Genomic DNA, 17883 nt, shown 5'->3' with positions numbered 1-17883 from the left:
AATTAACTCCTAGTGCGCGACACCTGCAGCGCCATGTTCATCAATCAAATACCCTGATACAAAACGATCCATCGCGAACGGTTTTGCTAATGGATGTGGGTCGTCATACGCGATTGTATGAGCAAAAACATGCCCTGATCCTGGCGTTGCTTTAAAGCCACCGGTTCCCCAACCGCAGTTAAAATACAGACCTTTGATCGGTGTTTTACTGATAATGGGGCAGGCATCTGGACAGGTATCAACGATCCCTCCCCAGTGACGGTTTAGCCTCACTCGGCTAACAATTGGGAACATTTCCTTAATGGCAGAAATAGTGTGTTCGATTACCGAAAATGATCCTCTTTGCCCGTAGCCTAAGTAGCTGTCTATACCCGCACCGATGACCAAATCACCTTTATCCGATTGGCTCATGTAGCCGTGCACATGATTAGACATCACAACGGTGTCGAGCACTGGTTTCAATGGCTCAGAAACCATCGCCTGCAGAGGGTGAGATTCCAGAGGAAGAGACAAACCCACCATATTGGCTAACACACCAGAATTCCCAGATGCCACGCAACCAACCTTGTTTGCACCAATAAATCCGTTTGATGTTTCCACCCCAACAACACGACCGTCTTGAACCCGGATGTCGGTGACTTCCGTTTGCTGGATAAGATCGACACCCAGCTTGTCGGCGGCGCGAGCGAATCCCCATGCAACGGCATCGTGACGCGCCGTACCACCTCTCGGTTGCCAGCTTGCACCCAATACGGGATACCTAGCGTTGTCTGAACAATCCAGAATGGGCACCATTTCTTGTACTTGCTCTCGGTTGAGAACCTCGCCATCTATTCCGTTTAGGCGGTTGGCGTTCACCCTTCTCTCAATGTCTCTCATGTCTTGAAGGGTATGTCCCAAGTTCAGTACGCCTCGTTGGCTGAACATAAGGTTGTAATTCAAATCGACTGACAAACCTTCCCATAACTTCATGGCATGTTCATACAACCTTGCCGCTTCGTCCCAAAGGTAATTTGAACGTACAATCGTGGTGTTTCGTGCTGTGTTACCACCACCTAAATATCCTTTTTCAACCACAGCGATATTTTTTACTCCGTGATTTTTTGCCAGATAATAGGCTGTTGCTAAACCATGACCACCACCGCCTACGATGATCACATCGTAAGCCTTTTTAGGCTTTGGGTTACGCCATACACGCTGCCAGTTTTCATGGTAAGAAAGAGCATGTTTGAATAGACCGAACCCTGAATATTTGCTCATTGTTGATTCCTTTCTACTACGCAGTCACAACTGTGTCTGACTAACATTCAATGACGTTGACGGCTAAGCCACCACGTGACGTTTCTTTGTACTTATCCAACATGTCTTTTCCAGTATCTCTCATGGTTTTAATCGCGGTATCGAGAGAGACAAAATGGCTACCATCACCTTTCAACGCCATGGATACGGCGTTAATCGCTTTTACGGCTGCCATGGCGTTGCGTTCAATACACGGTACTTGAACGAGCCCGCCAACTGGGTCGCACGTTAAGCCTAGGTTATGTTCCATTCCAATTTCCGCCGCATTTTCAACTTGCTCGGGGGTTGCCCCAACAGCTTCTGCCAAGCCTGCAGCAGCCATCGCACATGCCGAACCCACTTCGCCTTGGCAGCCAACTTCTGCACCTGAAATAGACGCGTTGGTTTTGCACAGCATGCCAATAGCTGCAGCACTCAAAAGAAACCGAATAACACCTGCTTCGTTACCGTTGCAAAACTCTAGGTAATATTTAATCACTGCGGGAATTATGCCTGCTGCCCCGTTAGTGGGTGCTGTTACCACTTTGCCACCGGCTGCGTTTTCTTCGTTAACCGATATGGCGTACAGGTTTACCCACGCCATGGAGTCTAGATGCCGAATTCCGGTTTCTTGATTCATGTCGCACAAGTCACGATGCATTTGAGGTGCGCGCCGCTTAACCGATAACCCACCAGGAAGAATCCCATCCTTGGTTAACCCTCTATCGATGCAACTTGCCATGACACCCCAGATGTCATTGATACCATCCAATACGCTCACTTCATCACGAAACGCACACTCGTTTGCGAGCATAATTTTATGTATCGGGTGCCCAGTTTTATTGCAGATGGCAAGCAACTGTTCTGCTGTATTAAACGGGTATGGAATAGGTGCAGCTTGAATATTGAAAACCGAGTTTTCTTTCCCTTGCTCAACAACAAACCCACCGCCCACGGAATAATAGGTTTTGCTGTTAATAACGGCGCCTTCCGCATTGCGGGCTGTCAGCGTCATTGCGTTAGGGTGCCCGGGCAAGATCTCCTCACCTTTGAAAAGCATGTGTTTGTCTTCAAAAAAACGAATCCACTTTTCTTGGTTCAAAAAAATCATCTCGGTTGCATTGATAGAGCGAATACGAGTCTCAATTTCTTCCGACTGAACCAGTTCTGGTGTGTAGCCCTCTAAACCAATTTTCACCGCGGTATCGGTACTGTGCCCTTTCCCTGTTGCACCTAAAGATCCAAACAACTCACATTGGATCTCTTCCACTGAATCGATGACGTTTTGCTGCGCGAGTTCCTCCACAAACATGTTGGCCGCTTTCATCGGTCCCACGGTATGGGAGCTGGACGGCCCCACACCTATCTTAAACATGTCGAATATACTGATTGCCATAATGCCGTACCTATTGAATCGCCTTTGCTAGCGATAAACCGGATGCTCAGAACAAAGCTTTTCGACCTGTTCTTTCACTTCCTGGACGACAACATCGGACTCGATATTATCGAGAATGTCGCATATCCAGTTTGCCAGTAGTGCCACTTCTTGCTCTTTAAAGCCTCGCGTTGTAACCGCTGGGGTTCCAATTCTCAGGCCGCTCGTCACGAATGGGGATTGAGGGTCATTCGGTACTGCATTTTTGTTCACGGTGATATTGGCTCGGCTTAGTGCTTCATCTGCCGCTTTCCCCGTTAAGCCTTTGCTTACTAGGCTTAATAAAAACAAATGGTTGTCTGTTCCGCCTGAAATCACTTCGTAATCTCGTTGCTGAAAAACCTCTGCCATTACCTGAGCGTTTTTCACAACTTGGCGTTGGTAGCTAGCAAATTCCTCCGACATCGCTTCTTTGAAGGCGACGGCTTTAGCCGCAATCACGTGCATTAACGGGCCACCTTGCCCACCGGGAAAAACCGCTGAATTCAATTTCTTTTCAAGCGCTTCGTTTTTACTGCATAGGATCAACCCGCCTCGCGGTCCACGTAATGTTTTGTGCGTTGTCGTTGTTACAACATCGGCAAATGGTATGGGATTAGGGTATGCACCAGCGACGATCAGCCCTGCTACATGAGCCATGTCTACCATCAAATATGCACCTACCGAATCGGCTATTTTGCGGAACCTTTCCCAATCCACCACTCGTGAATAAGCGGAAAAGCCTGCAACGATCATTTTTGGTTGATGCTCAGAAGCCAATGCTTGAACTTGGTCGTAGTCAATTTCACCTGTTTCTTCGTTTAAGCCATATTGAACGGAGTTATATTGCTTACCAGAAAAACTGACTTTTGCGCCATGCGTTAAATGCCCACCGTGAGCTAGGCTCATTCCCAATACAGTGTCACCTGGGTTCAATAGAGCCATGTAAACAGCTGAGTTCGCTTGAGAGCCTGAGTGTGGCTGTACGTTCGCGTAGTCCGCTCCAAAGAGCTGCTTTGCTCGTTCAATAGCAATGGATTCCACAACGTCTACATGTTCACAGCCACCGTAATAGCGTTTTGCAGGGTAACCCTCGGCGTATTTATTAGTGAGCTGTGTGCCTTGCGCTTCCATCACCCTTTGACTGGTGTAGTTTTCTGATGCGATCAATTCCACGTGGTGCTGCTGACGGTCTGTTTCGGCTTCTATCGCGTTCCAAATCTCGTCGTCAAACCCTTTCACTGTATCCTTACGTTTGAACATGTTTTCTCTCCATTCAAATCATTCATCGCACTCAGGGAAATTCTAATTTATCAAGCTGAGGCTTTTTTCCACACGGGATTTGCGCGGATTGTTTGTATGGGTTGATACTAGCGAGCACAGGGTTAGGGATGATGCTTTTTTACGTCGGCAATTATTCTATTTACGACGCCAAAAACGACTTAATGACTGCGTACTAAAAGTCTTAACTGGTGGGCATAAAAAAAGGTTAGCGCAAGCTAACCTAATGACCAATGGCTTCCCGACAAAGCGTAGCTTAATGAACATCCCTGTAATTTCGCGTGTCAACGAAGTTAGTTTATACAAGTGTCGATTAATGCTCGGTCAAACAAATACTCGGTCAAACAAATTATGTTTTGATAACGACATGGCTCTTCGGTGTGGAGCAACAACTCAGAATGTATCCATCATTCTCGTCATCTTCAGTAATCCCACCGTTGTGGCTCATTTCGACTTCACCTGAAACCAATTTGACTTTACATGTACCGCAGATCCCCATCCCACAGGCTTTTGGGATATGTAACCCTGCTTTCGAGGCTGCGGATAACAAAGTATCTTCTGCGGTAATCTTGGCGCTTCTATCTGCATCCTCAAACAAGACTTCAAATAGATTGGTATCATCCGGTTGAAGCAAAGCATGTTCTGCCGATTCTAATGCTTCTTCTTTGGCTTCTTCCGGTGGCGCACCAAAGCTCTCTTCGAAATAGTTTTCCATTGGAAAATTCAATGCTTGAAGAATCTTTTTCACCGCATTCATGTAAGGTGTCGGCCCACAGCAGAACACGTACCTATCCTGAAAATCAGGGGCAATCAATTGGAGGGTTTCCTTGGATAAATAGCCACGAAACCCCATCCAGCTATCGCCAATGTTTTGTCTCTCACAAATTATCGCCAATTCAAAATTATCGATCCGTGAATCCATAAATTCCAGTTCGCGGTGATAAATGATGTCTTTCGGAGTCTGCGCACTGTGGACAAACTTCATATCTACATTGCCGTTAGTATCAAACCACCAACGCGCCATCGACATTAAGGGAGTCACACCAACGCCACCTGACAATAGCAGCACCTTGTCTGCGGTTTGATCAATACAGTTAAAGTTACCTACCGGTCCGTGAACCGCTAGCTCGCTTTCCACCATCATATTATCGTGCAGCCAATTAGAAACCTGCCCACCTTTCACTCGTTTTACGGTTATTGAAAAGCTATAAGGCACAGACGGAGATGACGAGATCGTATAGCTTCTCATCACTTGCTCTTCGTCTATTTCAAGCTCTAGCGTGACAAATTGGCCCGGTTTGAAAAAGAACATAATGGGGCTCTGACTCATGAAACAAAATGTTTTCACATCATGCGTTTCTTGAATTACTTTTACACAACGAACCATATGACGGCCATTAACCCAAGTTTGAGTGTTGATCGGGCTAAGGTTAACTGGATTTTCATCAATCACGGTCATGGTGCGACTCCTTCCTATTCATTCTGTGTTTTACGTTGGCGGTTGTATTGCCTTATTATCCTTCGGACACTTGGCTGAAATGTTTTCCTAGCAAAGCGTGATAGAAGTCTTTATCTGACAGCACGCCACAAATACGTCCATTCTCTTCAATAACGATTGGACGACCCGTTCGATAACGTATTTCTAGTGCTTCTCTCATTGTGATACTTGGACTTGCAACAACGAGACTCTCGACAGACAACGCTTCGATATCGACTTCTTGATTCCACTTCAGTAGATGAATATCCCCCGCATGTTGGCTACCGGCGGACATAACCTCTCCTTTTAGTGACACCGTAACCCAACTTATTTTCTCTTGGTCGAGGTAATACCGATCATCATTAACTGCGAGCTCTTTTGCCGGCGTCATTAACGACTCACCACAAAGAACATTTAAAGGGTTAGTATGAGCAACAAACTCACGGACATATTCGGTGGAAGGGCGTAGAACGATATCTTCTGGTTTGCCTTGTTGAATAATACGAGCTGATTCCATAATGGCGATGTTAGTACCCAGCTTTAGCGCTTCGTCTAAATCATGGCTGACAAAAATGATGGTTTTCTTTAGGCGCGTTTGGAGTTCTAACAATTCATCTTGGAGTTGGTTCCGAATAAGAGGATCGAGCGCAGAGAAAGGTTCGTCCATCAGCAGGACATCAGCGTCCATTGAGAAAGCGCGAGCTAAACCTACTCGCTGCTGCATTCCACCGGATAACTCATGCGGATATTTCTCGGACCACTCTGCCAACCCAACCATTTCGAGTTGTTCCATCGCTTTAGAGATACGAACCCCTTTAGCGATGCCTTTCATTTCTAGTCCAAATGCCACGTTTTCAACAACCGTTAACCAAGGCATTAATGCAAATTTTTGGAAAACCATGGATACACAGTTAGCACGAATGGTTCTTAGCGTGTCTCTGTCGCAGGTAGCAATATCGGTTTGTTCACCGTCGTACTCTATAACCAGTTCGCCACGAGTCGTTGTATTCAGACCATTTATTGCTCGCAGTAAACTTGACTTCCCAGACCCTGAAAGCCCCATAAGAACGCAGATTTCACCTTCTTTAACTTCCAAACTGGCATTGTGTACGCCAACAATATCCCCAGTTTCGTTTGAGATTTCTTGTCGCGTTTTTCCTTGGTCTAGCATTTCTAAGGTTCTATCGAGATCGTTTTGACCAAAAACGATGTCCAGATTTTTAATAGTGACTGATGCCATTGTTTATCCCTCTTCTCTGCCGCCAGTAACGCTTTTTGGCTGCTTGCACAGACGGTCTAAAATAATCGCGACCAAAACAATGGCTAACCCAGCCTCAAACCCTTGAGAAATGTTTACTGTATTTAGCGCCCGAATAACGGGCTTTCCTAATCCGTCAGCGCCAACTAGCGCGGCAATAACCACCATAGAGAGTGACAACATTATGCATTGAGTAATGCCTGCCATGATCGTCGGTAACGCCGCCGGTAATTCAACTTTGAATAGTAGCTGCCTACGATTCGCACCAAATGCTTTACCCGCTTCTAACAATTCTTCAGGGACACGAATGATACCGAGATAAGTCAGTCGAATAGGTGCGGCGATAGCAAAGATAATGGTTGAAATAAGCCCAGGAACAACGCCTAAGCCAAACAATATGAGCGTAGGTATTAGGTAAACAAAGGTGGGAATGGTCTGCATTAGGTCCAGTATTGGTCGCAGACCTACATATAGCCAAGGTTTGTGGGCAGCAAGGATTCCAATCGGCACCCCGACGACAACACATAAAGCCGTTGCCGAGAAAACCAATACGAACGTTTCTATCATTTCGGTCCAATAACCCAAGTTCAATATGAGCAGAAGCGCGAAAATGATAAAAACAGACATACCGATGCTTCTATGTAATGCAAACGCTAAACCAGCGGTAAAAGCAATTAAGAACCACGGCGGAAACCACTGGAAAAGTTCGACAACAAGCAAAATCATCCATTCTAGACTGAATGCAATCGCATCAAAAAATCCTGATGCATGACCGATTAACCAATCAACAAATGCTTCAATCCAAGACCCTAACGGTATTTTATTTTCGATAAACCAATTCATTACACTACATCGCTATCCATCGACAGATGGAAGGAAGATAAAACTAAACGCCTGCCTTCCTACCATGCTGTTCATTGTTATTTGTTATATATTCAGATGTGCTTTAACGGCGGCTAACCCGACGGTCCCATCTTTGGTGGAGACACCTTTTAGCCACGTATCCAATACACTCGGATTTGCCTGTAACCATTCACGAGCCGCTTTTCTAGGGTCTTCTCCCTTATCGAGTATCGCGCCCATGACTTCATTTTCCATGTCCAAGCTAAATTCAATATTGGTCAGGAGGGTTCCGACATTTGGGCACTCTCGAATGTACCCATGGCGTACATTGGTGTGGACTACTGCTCCGCCAAAATTAGGGCCAAAGTAATCATCACCACCATCTAGATAGTCGATTTCAAAGTTGCTGTTCATTGGGTGAGGAGCCCAGCCAAGGAACACAATCCATTGATCTCTTCGGATGCTACGAGCAACTTGAGAAAGCATACCTGCTTCGCTCGATTCAACTAGGCTGAACCCTTTCAATCCAAACGCATCGGTATCGATCATTTTTTGAATCAGGCGGTTTCCATCATTCCCCGGCTCTATGCCGTAGATTTTGCCTTTGAGTTCTCGCTTGTATTTGGCAATGTCTGAGAAGTTCTTGATGCCCGCATCAAACGCAGCCTTATTAACCGCAAGGGTATATTTTGCGCCCGTTAAGTTAACCTTTACCATGTCCACACTGCCTTCAGACATGTACTTTTCAACATCTGACGCCATGGTTGGCATCCAGTTACCCAAAAAGACGTCAATGTCGTTATTGGCTAACGAGTTATATGTAACGGGGACCGATAGAAGCTGCGTGCTTGTTTCGTAACCTAAGCCCTCTAGTACTTCTGAGGTAATCGCTGTGGTCGAAGTGATATCTGTCCACCCGACATCTGCAAAGCGAACGAGATGGCATTGGTTGGCCATCGCTGAAGAGCTCCACAATGCCGTCAATGCCAGTGCATATTTCCCTATTTGCATACCAATAGTTGCCTTCATAACTTTCTCCTTGTTGTTATGACTTTCTTCCACCCAACGCGGTATTAACGCCCCAAACGTTGAATCTATAAATCCTATCTTTGTTTCACTTGATACTCCGGATGAACCCAAACATCGATATTTGAACTTGGAGAGATAAACCCTTTGCCTAAGATGGAATCGGACAGTTTCTCTGCCATCATGATGGTCGGTGCGTTCAAATTTCCGCTGATGATGCTCGGCATGATAGAGGCGTCGACCACTCTGAGATTGTCCGCGCCATATACTCGTCCGTGCTCGTCAACAACTGCCATCGGATCATCCTCTGTCCCCATTTTGCAGGTGCAAGAGGGATGGTAGGCGCTGTCTCCTTTTTCACGAATGAAGGCGTCTATCTCTGCATCGGTTCTAACGTTTAAACCTGGTTTAATTTCCTTTCCTCGAAAGGAAGCGAATGCGTCTTGGGCAAAAATTTCTCGCGTGAGCGTAATGCATTGGCGCATTTCCCATACGTCTCTATCCGTGGCTAAGTAATTAGGTTGAATGATGGGATACTCAAATGGGTCGGGCGATCTAAGTGTGATTTCGCCACGGCTTTCAGGTCTCATGGTTCCAACATGTGCTTGAAAGGCATGTCGGTCACCCTGATCTCTGCCATGATCGTTTACTAACCCGGGCAAAAAGTGATACTGAATATCAGGGTGCTTCACGCCAGCCTCTGTTCGAATAAATCCACCGGACTCCAAATGAGCCGTTGAGCACCACCCTGTTTTATTAAGAAACCATTCGGCTCCCCACATCACTTGATTTACTGGATTGGTGGATTTATAGAGCGTGATCGGTTGAACGCATTCTTGCTGAACGTAAACTTCTAGATGATCTTGCAAGTTCTTTCCCACACCGGGGCTGTGCACAACCGAATCGATACCGTGTCTGGCCAATTCTTTTTCATCACCAATACCCGATAAAATAAGCAGTTGCGGCGAATTTATAGCGCCACCTGAGAGAATCACTTCTTTGTCTGCATAGGCTCTTTTGGTCTTGCCATCTTGCACATATTCAACACCAATCGCTTTCGTTCCATCGAATAGGATTCGTGTCGTCATCGCCCCCACTTCAGTCTGCAAATTTTCTCGCTGTAATACGGGTCTTAAGTATGCTTGCGCTGTACTTTCACGCTTTCCGTTATGAATCGTCATATCCATAACGCCAAAACCTTCTTGCTGATAACCGTTCATGTCAGCTGTTTTGGGGTAACCAGCTTGGGCACCTGCTTCAATAAAAACGTCAAACAATGGATTTGGAAAGTCACCCGTGTGCACTTTTAGTGGACCTTTATGTCCTCGATATGCGTCTCCACCGGATTTCCGATTTTCAGCCCTTTTGAAGTAAGGTAATACATCCTCATATGACCACCCTTTCGCCCCTTCACTTTCCCAGCGGTCGTAATCTAAGGCGTGACCTCTAATGTAGACCATTGCATTAAGCGCGGAGCCTCCACCCCAACATTTCCCTCTCGGCCAGTACATTTGTCTGTTGTTCATATGCGCTTGAGGTTCAGTTTTGTAAAACCAATTGTATTTGTCATCTTCCAAATTGTAGACGAGCCCTGCGGGCATATGAATTTTCCATGTATCGTCCTTTCTTCCTGCTTCAAAAAGCAATACGCTGAAATCGCCATCTTCAGTTAATCTATTCGCTAATACGCATCCTGCTGAACCTGCGCCTACAACAATGTAATCGGTGCGATGATCCATAGTTATTCCCTTACTATTCCCTGTCTCATTGAGACTTATTAACCCTTTAATACGGGCTTTCTATATCGCCAAGCTCTACATACACGCTTTTCACTTGCGTATATTGGTTTAATGTTTCAGGTCCGTTTTCCCGACCAATTCCTGACTGCTTGTAACCGCCAACAGGCATTTCCGCTGGTGATGCTCCCCACGTATTTATCCAACAAATACCCGCATCTATTGTTGCGATCACTCGGTGAGCTCTGGATACGTCTTTAGTAAATACCCCTGCTGCCAATCCAAATTCAGTACAGTTAGCGCGCTCAATAACCTCACTCTCAGAGTCAAACTTTAAGACAGACATGACTGGACCAAATATCTCATCAACGACATTTGGCATATCGTCAGTGCAATCAAAGAAAACCGTTGGCTCGACAAAGTATCCGTTCTCTGTTTCTAGGGAGACATGTCGCCGTCCACCACAAAGCAATTTCGCGCCTGATTGACTGGCAAGGTCGATATACCGCAGCACCTTATTAAGGTGGTTTTCATTGATCAAAGCCCCAACTTGTGTGCTCAGTAATCTTGGCTCGCCAACAACCAGCTGTTCCGTTTTTAGTTTCACTTTGCGCAGAAACTCGTCATATACGCCTGACTGAACAAAGACGCGTGTACCGTTAGTGCAAACTTCTCCCTGAGTGTAAAAGTTCGCTAACAACGCACCAATCACCGCATTATCAATATCTGCGTCATCAAAAATCATGAGTGGAGACTTGCCCCCAAGCTCCATCGTGACTTCTTTTAACGTGCTGGCCGCATCTTGCATAACTTTACGACCAGTTCCGCACTCTCCGGTAAACGATACTTTTTCGATTCCAGAATGACGTGTGAGATATTGCCCAACTCGATAATCACCCTGCACAATGTTGAAGACACCATCAGGTAAACCAGCTTTTTTAAGTGCTTCTGCCAAGTAGTAGATTGACAACGGTGTCTCTTCAGAAGGTTTAAAAATCATTGAGTTACCAGCAGCTAAGGCGGGTCCAGTCTTCCAACAGGCGATTTGAATGGGATAATTCCATGCACCAATGCCAGCACAAACACCCAATGGCTCACGTCGCGTGTAGAAAAACTGGCTATCAGACAGTGGTTGCTGAGTCCCTTGAAGGCCAAGGACTAACCCAGCATAATATTCAATAACGTCCGCACCAGTCTGAATATCAACTTCCAGCGCTTCTTGTATAGGTTTTCCTGTATCGATTACCTCAATTAACGCAATGTCGTCGTTCCATTCACGTAAGTATTCTGCCGCCTGCCGGAGAATCCGGCTTCGTTCTACTGCTGAATACTTTGCCCAAACCTTCCCTCCTTTTTTTGCAGCAGAAACGGCACTGTCTACATCTTCACTGGACGCTTGCTGTATTTCACAGACGATTTCTCCATTCGCTGGATTAATGGATGTAAAGCATTCTTCAGACGTCGCATCAACATACTCTCCACCTATAAAAAGTTGTTTTAAATCGCCACTTATTTCACTCATTGAAGTGTTCCTTTCTTGGTATGCGCAAAATACTGTTTGTCTGCTAATAACGCCTCAGGTAATTGGCTAAATAAATACTCTTCGATTAATTGTTGCGCAAATTCAGCATCGATACCTTTTGGGTTTAATGCCCCCCTAAGCCAAATTCCGTCAATTAATGAAGCGGTAGTCATAGCAACCATTTTTGCTTTTTCTTTTGGTAGCACTTTTTTAAGCTCATAAACTAAATGAGAAACCAATCGTTGCTCGTTTACTCTTTGCAAACGGAAAAGCATGGGGTTATGCATTGCATGAGGCCAGAAAGCTAACCACGTTTTCACTATTCGCTTCTCGACCTGCCTATTGTCGAAATTTCCACCCACAATCGCCATAACTCTTCCCAAAACATCACTTCCATGAATATCCGAAAGGCGTTCTTTAACTCCTTCTGCTAACAGCTGAAGTACTTGGCGCATGGTGGCTTCAAGCAGACCATTTTTGCCACCAAAGTAGTGATTTATTATTGCTGGGGATACGCCTGCCGCTTCACTAATTAAGGCAATGCTAGCACTTTGCATTCCTACGCGGTCTATAACCGTCATAGTCGCTTCTATTAGCTGTGGCTTCCTTATTTCTGGCATTCCTATTTTTGGCATAACACCCTCCGAATATGCGATTGGGGTTTTTATTAAATGACCATTTAACAAAACAATGCGACCTATTAAGAATATTGTCAACGCAGCGAAATCGGCGTAAAAAGTCAAAAAAACAAATAGAAATCCAAAGAAAAATATTTATATCCATTTGTTTTTAAAGGTTTAAATTCTATCCGACATTGAAGGTTGAAAAGAGAGAGAATGGAAAAGCGGGGGATTCTGATAGCGCAATTAAGAATAATGGTGTCGTCTTTAGGATAAGAGAAAATGAAAATATATTTATATAAATCGCTTTTATTAAAGCACCCAAAATTAACTAAATCACATGGTTGATGAGAAATAACGCTTACGTATATTTATCTAATTAAATTAAGTCACTTAGTTGTTGTCGGTTTATAAATAACAATGCCGAGGCTTTAGCCCCGGCATTTCAAAGTACATACAAAGATTTTACTTATTGATTAGTCATCTTTAATAAGAAGTATCGTGCTCAAGTTGTTAGTAAGATCCGTTGCTGATACGCCTTCAAAGTCAATCGTCACCGAGCTTCCGTCTTTATCAACGGTTATGCTTGAGTGATCATCATCGCCATTCACTGTACCTTTTATTTGGTCCAGCATAGATGTCACTTCATTTTCAGATAAGTCCGTGAACAAATCACTCAAATCAAGCTTGTCACCTTCATTAATGTGGAAATCGGTAATGCTGTCTGTACTGCCATCTAAATCGGAGTTAACCCATTTAAAGACATCTGCATCGTCACCACCAGTCAGAATATCACTTCCTAGTCCACCAATTAATGTATCGTTGTCGTCGCCACCATATAGGTAATCATTGCCACCTTGACCAAAGATTATGTCATCACCTTCATTCCCATGTAGGTGATCAGCTTTATCTTTATCCGTTGACTGATTGAACTCTTCAATGTTTTCGGTGATGTAATTATGCACTTGCGCATCAGATACTTCCGCTACATTGAGTTTACCTGCCACATACTCTTTGATTCCTTCGTAACCCTGTGCAGATACACCAGACATGTGCATAGAATCACCAAATAGAATGTCGTCACCTCTACCCGCAGAGATGGTATCGGCACCTGGAAGCTTATCTTCTGAAGTACCAAGGATGGCTTCAGCTAAATCATCTGCATCTACATTGGTTTGCACGTTACCATCTGAATCAAAATCTTTTAACTGATCTTCATTCAAGCCGCTGCCAATACCAATTGCTTCCACCGTTACGCCGTTACTTTCGAGCATTTCGAACCCAAGCTCAGCTTGTGAAAGGGTAGCACTGTCTGCGTAGGATCCGCGACCAGCTATCTGCACAAACTCATGCTCTCCCGTTCCATCAGGTCTCATGAACCCTTGGAACGTTCCATAGTGGTAGCCCGACGTATAACTGTATACTTTTCCATGCGTATCGATAATTGTCTTGCCTGCGTAGCTATAGGTTTGACCCGGTACGTAATCAGCATTGTTTAAAATATCATCTAACGTACGATCATTAGAGTTCCCTGGTCTATTGTATACAACAGGGTTAGTAACATCCGTGTTGTAATAAGTTGGGCGACCATCGGTAATGAAATACGCCATGTTATTGGCTTCTGGATGTGTTGTTTTCACCGTTTCAAACCAGTTATTGGTAACAGTGAATGCATCTTCATAATTCGTGCCGCCGCCAGACTTCAAGCTATCTAAAACAGTTTCAAGCTTGTCTTTAGCCCCTTCATCAGCAAGATCCACACTCACACTTGTATGCGCCAATGTATCGAAATCTACCAACATCACATTAACCGTACCGGAGTGCTCACCTTTTGCACTGTTGATCAAGCTATCAAAGACTTCCTCTAGCTGGTCTTCGATATCTTCAACATTGCTACTTCCAACACTACCTGAAGTATCAACCATGAATGCAATATTATAATCTTGCCCATGAGTAACAACGGTGCCAGTAGTATCGCCGACAATGGTGTCATGCGTGTCGCCAGTCGTGTTGCTTTGCCCATCACCACTCATTGTTACGCCAGCAAAATCACTAAGGACGATAGAGTCATCCCCTGAGGCTGTATTTGCTGTATCACTTCCTTCCTGAGACGTTGCAGTTACAGAAATTTCCGCTGCGTTAGTTGCAGTAGTTACTAGAGTCAAACCAGATAAGGTCACCGATGTTGCATCGGAAGACCAAAGACCAGAAAGCGTGATAGTGCCATCACTTGAAGCAGTGCCGATGACTGCTCCGCTGGTGTCTTTCAACACATCGCCTTGAGCAAGGCCAGAAATCTCTATCTCCGTTAACGTCTCACTTTCATCAACATCTGTTAAGGATGCTTCAATATTCAGTGGATATTCAGATGATGTAGGCTCAACTTTTGTCAACGAACCTGTGTCTGGGTCGAGCTCAAAAATACCATCTTCAAACTGAACATACTTAATGTTGTGCAAATGCAATGAATTAACTTCGTTCGCTCCATCTTCAGAGAAGTTGAACCAACGGTCATTACTGGTAAAGCCAGAGCCTTTGCTGATTTCGTAATCCGTGCTGCTACCTTTTAGGATTGCAACATCTTTGGCATTAGGATCGTAATGATTTGAACCATACAACGCATCAGTGCCGTTACCCGCTACGAGAATGTCATCACCTAAGTCGCCTCTGATGTCATTTTTAGAGTTCTTGGCGCCGACTAGAATATCGTTGCCGTCACCACCTGATATTGAATAACTAGCGCCATTGTCAAATTCACCAAATACGTAATCACGCTCTGATGTACCTGACCGTTCGCCCCACACATCAATAATTTGAGTGTTCTCAATACCAAACTCTGTTCCATCGAAGTTTTCAGGTAAGAAGTCGTCGTAGGTCATTCCAAATGTAGGGAACTCAGAGTAGACGTGAGTAGGGCTACCTGTGAGCGATACATTAACCTCTGGCGCATCAGCTACTGGGGTAACATCCAGGTAAGCGCTCCCCGTATCTGTTAACTTACCGTCGCTAACAGTGAAATCAAACTTAATATCGTCCGCAGACATATCCTCGTTAGGGTGGAACACCGCACCTGTCACTTGACCGTGAGAGTTAGTTGTAACAACAAGCTCTCCTTTTGATTCATCGACAGAAAGAGCGGAAATAAACAAGTCGTCTTGATTTTCGTCCGTCGCCGTATTCAACAGTAGCTGTAATTTAGCCGCATCAATAACAAACGCGTTATCTTCTGCAGAGTTACCTAAGTCTGCATCGCCGTTAACAACAGGCGCTCTCTCTAGTGCAGTCTCGGAGCTTGGAATGGTAATGTCTACAACTGCCGTGTCATCACTTTCCTGCCCATCAGAATCGACTGCTTTATACTCGATTTCGTCATTAATTTCTGAATCAACCACTTCGATATTCGATAAAGTGAAGTTTGAATTCTGACCTGCTGTTGTCGTCAAACGAATTTCATCAAAGCCACTGTCTAATTGAAGGTTGGCAACATATTGAGAGTTCTCAATATCACTGGACGAATCAACTATAACGGTTTTCTGTAAAACGCCATCTTTGTAGAGTTCGATATGAACCTTGGCGTCAATCCCAAGATCAGTATCGGTATAATGGTCATGTAAACTGCCAAGCGAGATATTTGCTTCAGTTACATTCGTACCATCACCAAAATCAATAGAAATATATTCTTTGCTGTCACTTTCAACTTCATTGCCGTTAACACCAATTCCATTTTCATTAACTGCGCTATGATAATTCAGTGTTCCCTGAACCAAAGAACCATCATCTGCGATGCTTCCTCCAGTAATCACCAAACCACTTTCTAAAGCGATTTCTGTTAAGTCATTAATTGGGGTATCGCTATGGTAATCAGTCGCATCAAAACTGAAATCAGCATTAACATTCCCGTCTAACTCATACTTAATGTTAGAGGTATCATCGACTTTTGAACCAACTGCTAAATCTGTTCTCGAACCATCGTCATTTACCACATATAGCGTTCCAAACTCCGGAAGTCTTGTAATCACAACACTCGTTGTTTTACTTGAATCCGCATCATCTTCTGTATCGGTCGCATGACTAGAGAATGGTACGTCAAAGACGCTAGACGTTGACGATACAGAGAAATCGTTAACTTCAGGTCCTTCGTTTACGTGAACGGTATCTGTAGACCCATATTGAGAACCATCTGGGTACGTTATAGACACGCTCACTTCAAAATCACTGCCCTCTGCAGGAGTTACATAGGAACCTTCTACTTTCCCACTAGTAATTTGCTGCTCAGACAATGTAATTGACTGAACTCCAGAAGGTAAAGTAACGAGTAAGACAGTTCCAACTGTCGCCCCTTTCGGAAGATCTATCTGGTAAGCAATATTTTGACCAATCTCAGAGCCTGCCAATACTTCATCATTATTTGCATCACTGGTAATAGTCACCTCTGGTTTAAGCAGGTCTTCAACTGTGTAAACTTCTTCATCAAACTTAAATGACTCAAATTCTCTAAAGATATTTTTGTCATTCTCAGTCGGCTCAAATATCACAATCTCACCATCGCTATTGATACTAATATCGTAATCTTCAATAGAACCAGTAAACACGGCACGATCATGATGGGCACCGCCATCAGCAACAAAGTAGTCATTGTCGTCATCCGACACCATTCTAAGCTCGTCATTACCACCGCCAAGAAGTACGTAGTCATCAGACGCCTCTGTAACGGCAGGGTCAAAGGTACCGTGATAATAATGAACCGTATCAGATGCCTCACTAACATTGCCTGCAGGATCCGTTTCCTTCGCAAACATAAACTCATTGTCATTCGTAGGCGTTACACTGATATCAGAGATATCAAGCGTCCAACTTAAGTCATCTTGAACAATCGCCGTTCCGATTAGGACGTCTTTTCCGTCTTCATCTTTAGCAAACACTTCAATAGTGTTACCAGCCTCACTACCCGTACCATGCAAAGTCACTTCAGAGTAATCACTGTTTTCTGAGTCGTCTGTAATGTTTGTGATGGTTGGTTTATTAGGTGCTATGTTATCAAACACGGTCACTTTCACGTTCGCGCTGTCTACATCGCCGTCCGCGTCTTTCACCTGGTAGCCGAAGTTGATCTCACCATTGAAGTCATCCGCTGGCTCGAACGTCATCGCGCCATCCGCCGCGATTACCACGGTGCCATTGTCCACCGCGATGTTTTGTGCCAAGCCTGTTAACGCCACGCCGTTGATATGCGTGATTTCAAGACCGCCGTCTGGCGCCTCGTCGTTGCCCGTTAGGTTCAGCGTGATGCTGCCGTCTTCGGCAACCGTCACTTCGTCATTCACCGCGTCTACCGCATCGTCTTCCGACGTCACGGTCACTTTCACGTTCGCGCTGTCTACATCGCCGTCCGCGTCTTTCACCTGGTAGCCGAAGTTGATCTCACCAT

At 44.8% G+C, this 17883-nt stretch carries 11 protein-coding genes; all 11 read right to left on the bottom strand.

The features are described from left to right. Positions 1–9: 9 nt before the first annotated feature. Complete coding sequence (locus Q8W40_RS20560) at positions 10–1260, bottom strand: sarcosine oxidase subunit beta family protein (protein WP_305399873.1); 1251 nt, start codon at positions 1258–1260, stop codon at positions 10–12. A 40-nt stretch (positions 1261–1300) separates the two neighbouring features. Continuing rightward, positions 1301–2674: an L-serine ammonia-lyase gene (locus Q8W40_RS20555; protein WP_305399871.1), complete on the bottom strand. Its 1374-nt coding sequence runs from the start codon at positions 2672–2674 to the stop codon at positions 1301–1303. Positions 2675–2701: 27 nt separating this feature from the next. Then, a complete protein-coding gene (gene glyA / locus Q8W40_RS20550) occupies positions 2702–3955 on the bottom strand; it encodes a serine hydroxymethyltransferase (RefSeq protein WP_305399869.1) in 1254 nt (417 codons plus the stop codon). Between the two features lie 367 nt (positions 3956–4322). Beyond that, positions 4323–5432 carry a hybrid-cluster NAD(P)-dependent oxidoreductase gene (locus tag Q8W40_RS20545; protein WP_305399867.1) on the bottom strand — a complete coding sequence of 370 codons (1110 nt, stop codon included), beginning with the start codon at positions 5430–5432 and terminating at the stop codon, positions 4323–4325. A 55-nt stretch (positions 5433–5487) separates the two neighbouring features. Then, the gene (gene choV, locus Q8W40_RS20540) at positions 5488–6690 is read right to left on the bottom strand and encodes a choline ABC transporter ATP-binding protein (RefSeq protein WP_305399866.1); all 1203 of its coding nucleotides are present in this window, start codon (positions 6688–6690) and stop codon (positions 5488–5490) included. 3 nt (positions 6691–6693) lie between these two features. Next, entirely contained in the window at positions 6694–7551 is an 858-nt protein-coding gene (gene choW, locus Q8W40_RS20535; protein ID WP_305399864.1) for a choline ABC transporter permease subunit, read from the bottom strand. An 84-nt stretch (positions 7552–7635) separates the two neighbouring features. After that, positions 7636–8580: a choline ABC transporter substrate-binding protein gene (locus tag Q8W40_RS20530; protein WP_370693412.1), complete on the bottom strand. Its 945-nt coding sequence runs from the start codon at positions 8578–8580 to the stop codon at positions 7636–7638. 74 nt (positions 8581–8654) lie between these two features. Then, positions 8655–10316, bottom strand: coding sequence for a choline dehydrogenase (gene betA / locus Q8W40_RS20525; RefSeq protein ID WP_305399862.1), 1662 nt, complete (start codon positions 10314–10316; stop codon positions 8655–8657). A 46-nt stretch (positions 10317–10362) separates the two neighbouring features. After that, positions 10363–11835 (bottom strand): betaine-aldehyde dehydrogenase, encoded by a 1473-nt coding sequence (gene betB / locus Q8W40_RS20520; protein WP_305399861.1) that lies wholly within the window; start codon positions 11833–11835, stop codon positions 10363–10365. Further along, a complete protein-coding gene (gene betI / locus Q8W40_RS20515; RefSeq protein ID WP_305399860.1) occupies positions 11832–12470 on the bottom strand; it encodes a transcriptional regulator BetI in 639 nt (212 codons plus the stop codon). Before betI ends, betB begins: the two co-directional genes overlap by 4 nt. A 461-nt stretch (positions 12471–12931) precedes the next feature. Next, entirely contained in the window at positions 12932–17857 is a 4926-nt protein-coding gene (locus tag Q8W40_RS20510) for a cadherin-like domain-containing protein (RefSeq protein ID WP_305399859.1), read from the bottom strand. Between the last annotated feature and the right edge of the window lie 26 nt (positions 17858–17883).

Origin of the sequence: Vibrio penaeicida (genome assembly GCF_030689305.1) — a bacterium.
Classification (GTDB): domain Bacteria; phylum Pseudomonadota; class Gammaproteobacteria; order Enterobacterales; family Vibrionaceae; genus Vibrio; species Vibrio penaeicida_B.
This window is presented reverse-complemented; position numbering and strand designations above follow the sequence as displayed.

Excerpts from the sequence above, each read along its gene's own strand:
- glyA (WP_305399869.1), bottom strand. The coding sequence starts at position 3,955 with ATGTTCAAACGTAAGGATACAGTGAAAGGGTTTGACGACGAGATTTGG.
- Q8W40_RS20555 (WP_305399871.1), bottom strand. The coding sequence starts at position 2,674 with ATGGCAATCAGTATATTCGACATGTTTAAGATAGGTGTGGGGCCGTCC.
- Q8W40_RS20545 (WP_305399867.1), bottom strand. The coding sequence starts at position 5,432 with ATGACCGTGATTGATGAAAATCCAGTTAACCTTAGCCCGATCAACACT.
- betA (WP_305399862.1), bottom strand. The coding sequence starts at position 10,316 with ATGGATCATCGCACCGATTACATTGTTGTAGGCGCAGGTTCAGCAGGA.
- choV (WP_305399866.1), bottom strand. The coding sequence starts at position 6,690 with ATGGCATCAGTCACTATTAAAAATCTGGACATCGTTTTTGGTCAAAAC.
- choW (WP_305399864.1), bottom strand. The coding sequence starts at position 7,551 with ATGAATTGGTTTATCGAAAATAAAATACCGTTAGGGTCTTGGATTGAA.
- Q8W40_RS20530 (WP_370693412.1), bottom strand. The coding sequence starts at position 8,580 with ATGAAGGCAACTATTGGTATGCAAATAGGGAAATATGCACTGGCATTG.
- Q8W40_RS20560 (WP_305399873.1), bottom strand. The coding sequence starts at position 1,260 with ATGAGCAAATATTCAGGGTTCGGTCTATTCAAACATGCTCTTTCTTAC.
- betI (WP_305399860.1), bottom strand. The coding sequence starts at position 12,470 with ATGCCAAAAATAGGAATGCCAGAAATAAGGAAGCCACAGCTAATAGAA.
- betB (WP_305399861.1), bottom strand. The coding sequence starts at position 11,835 with ATGAGTGAAATAAGTGGCGATTTAAAACAACTTTTTATAGGTGGAGAG.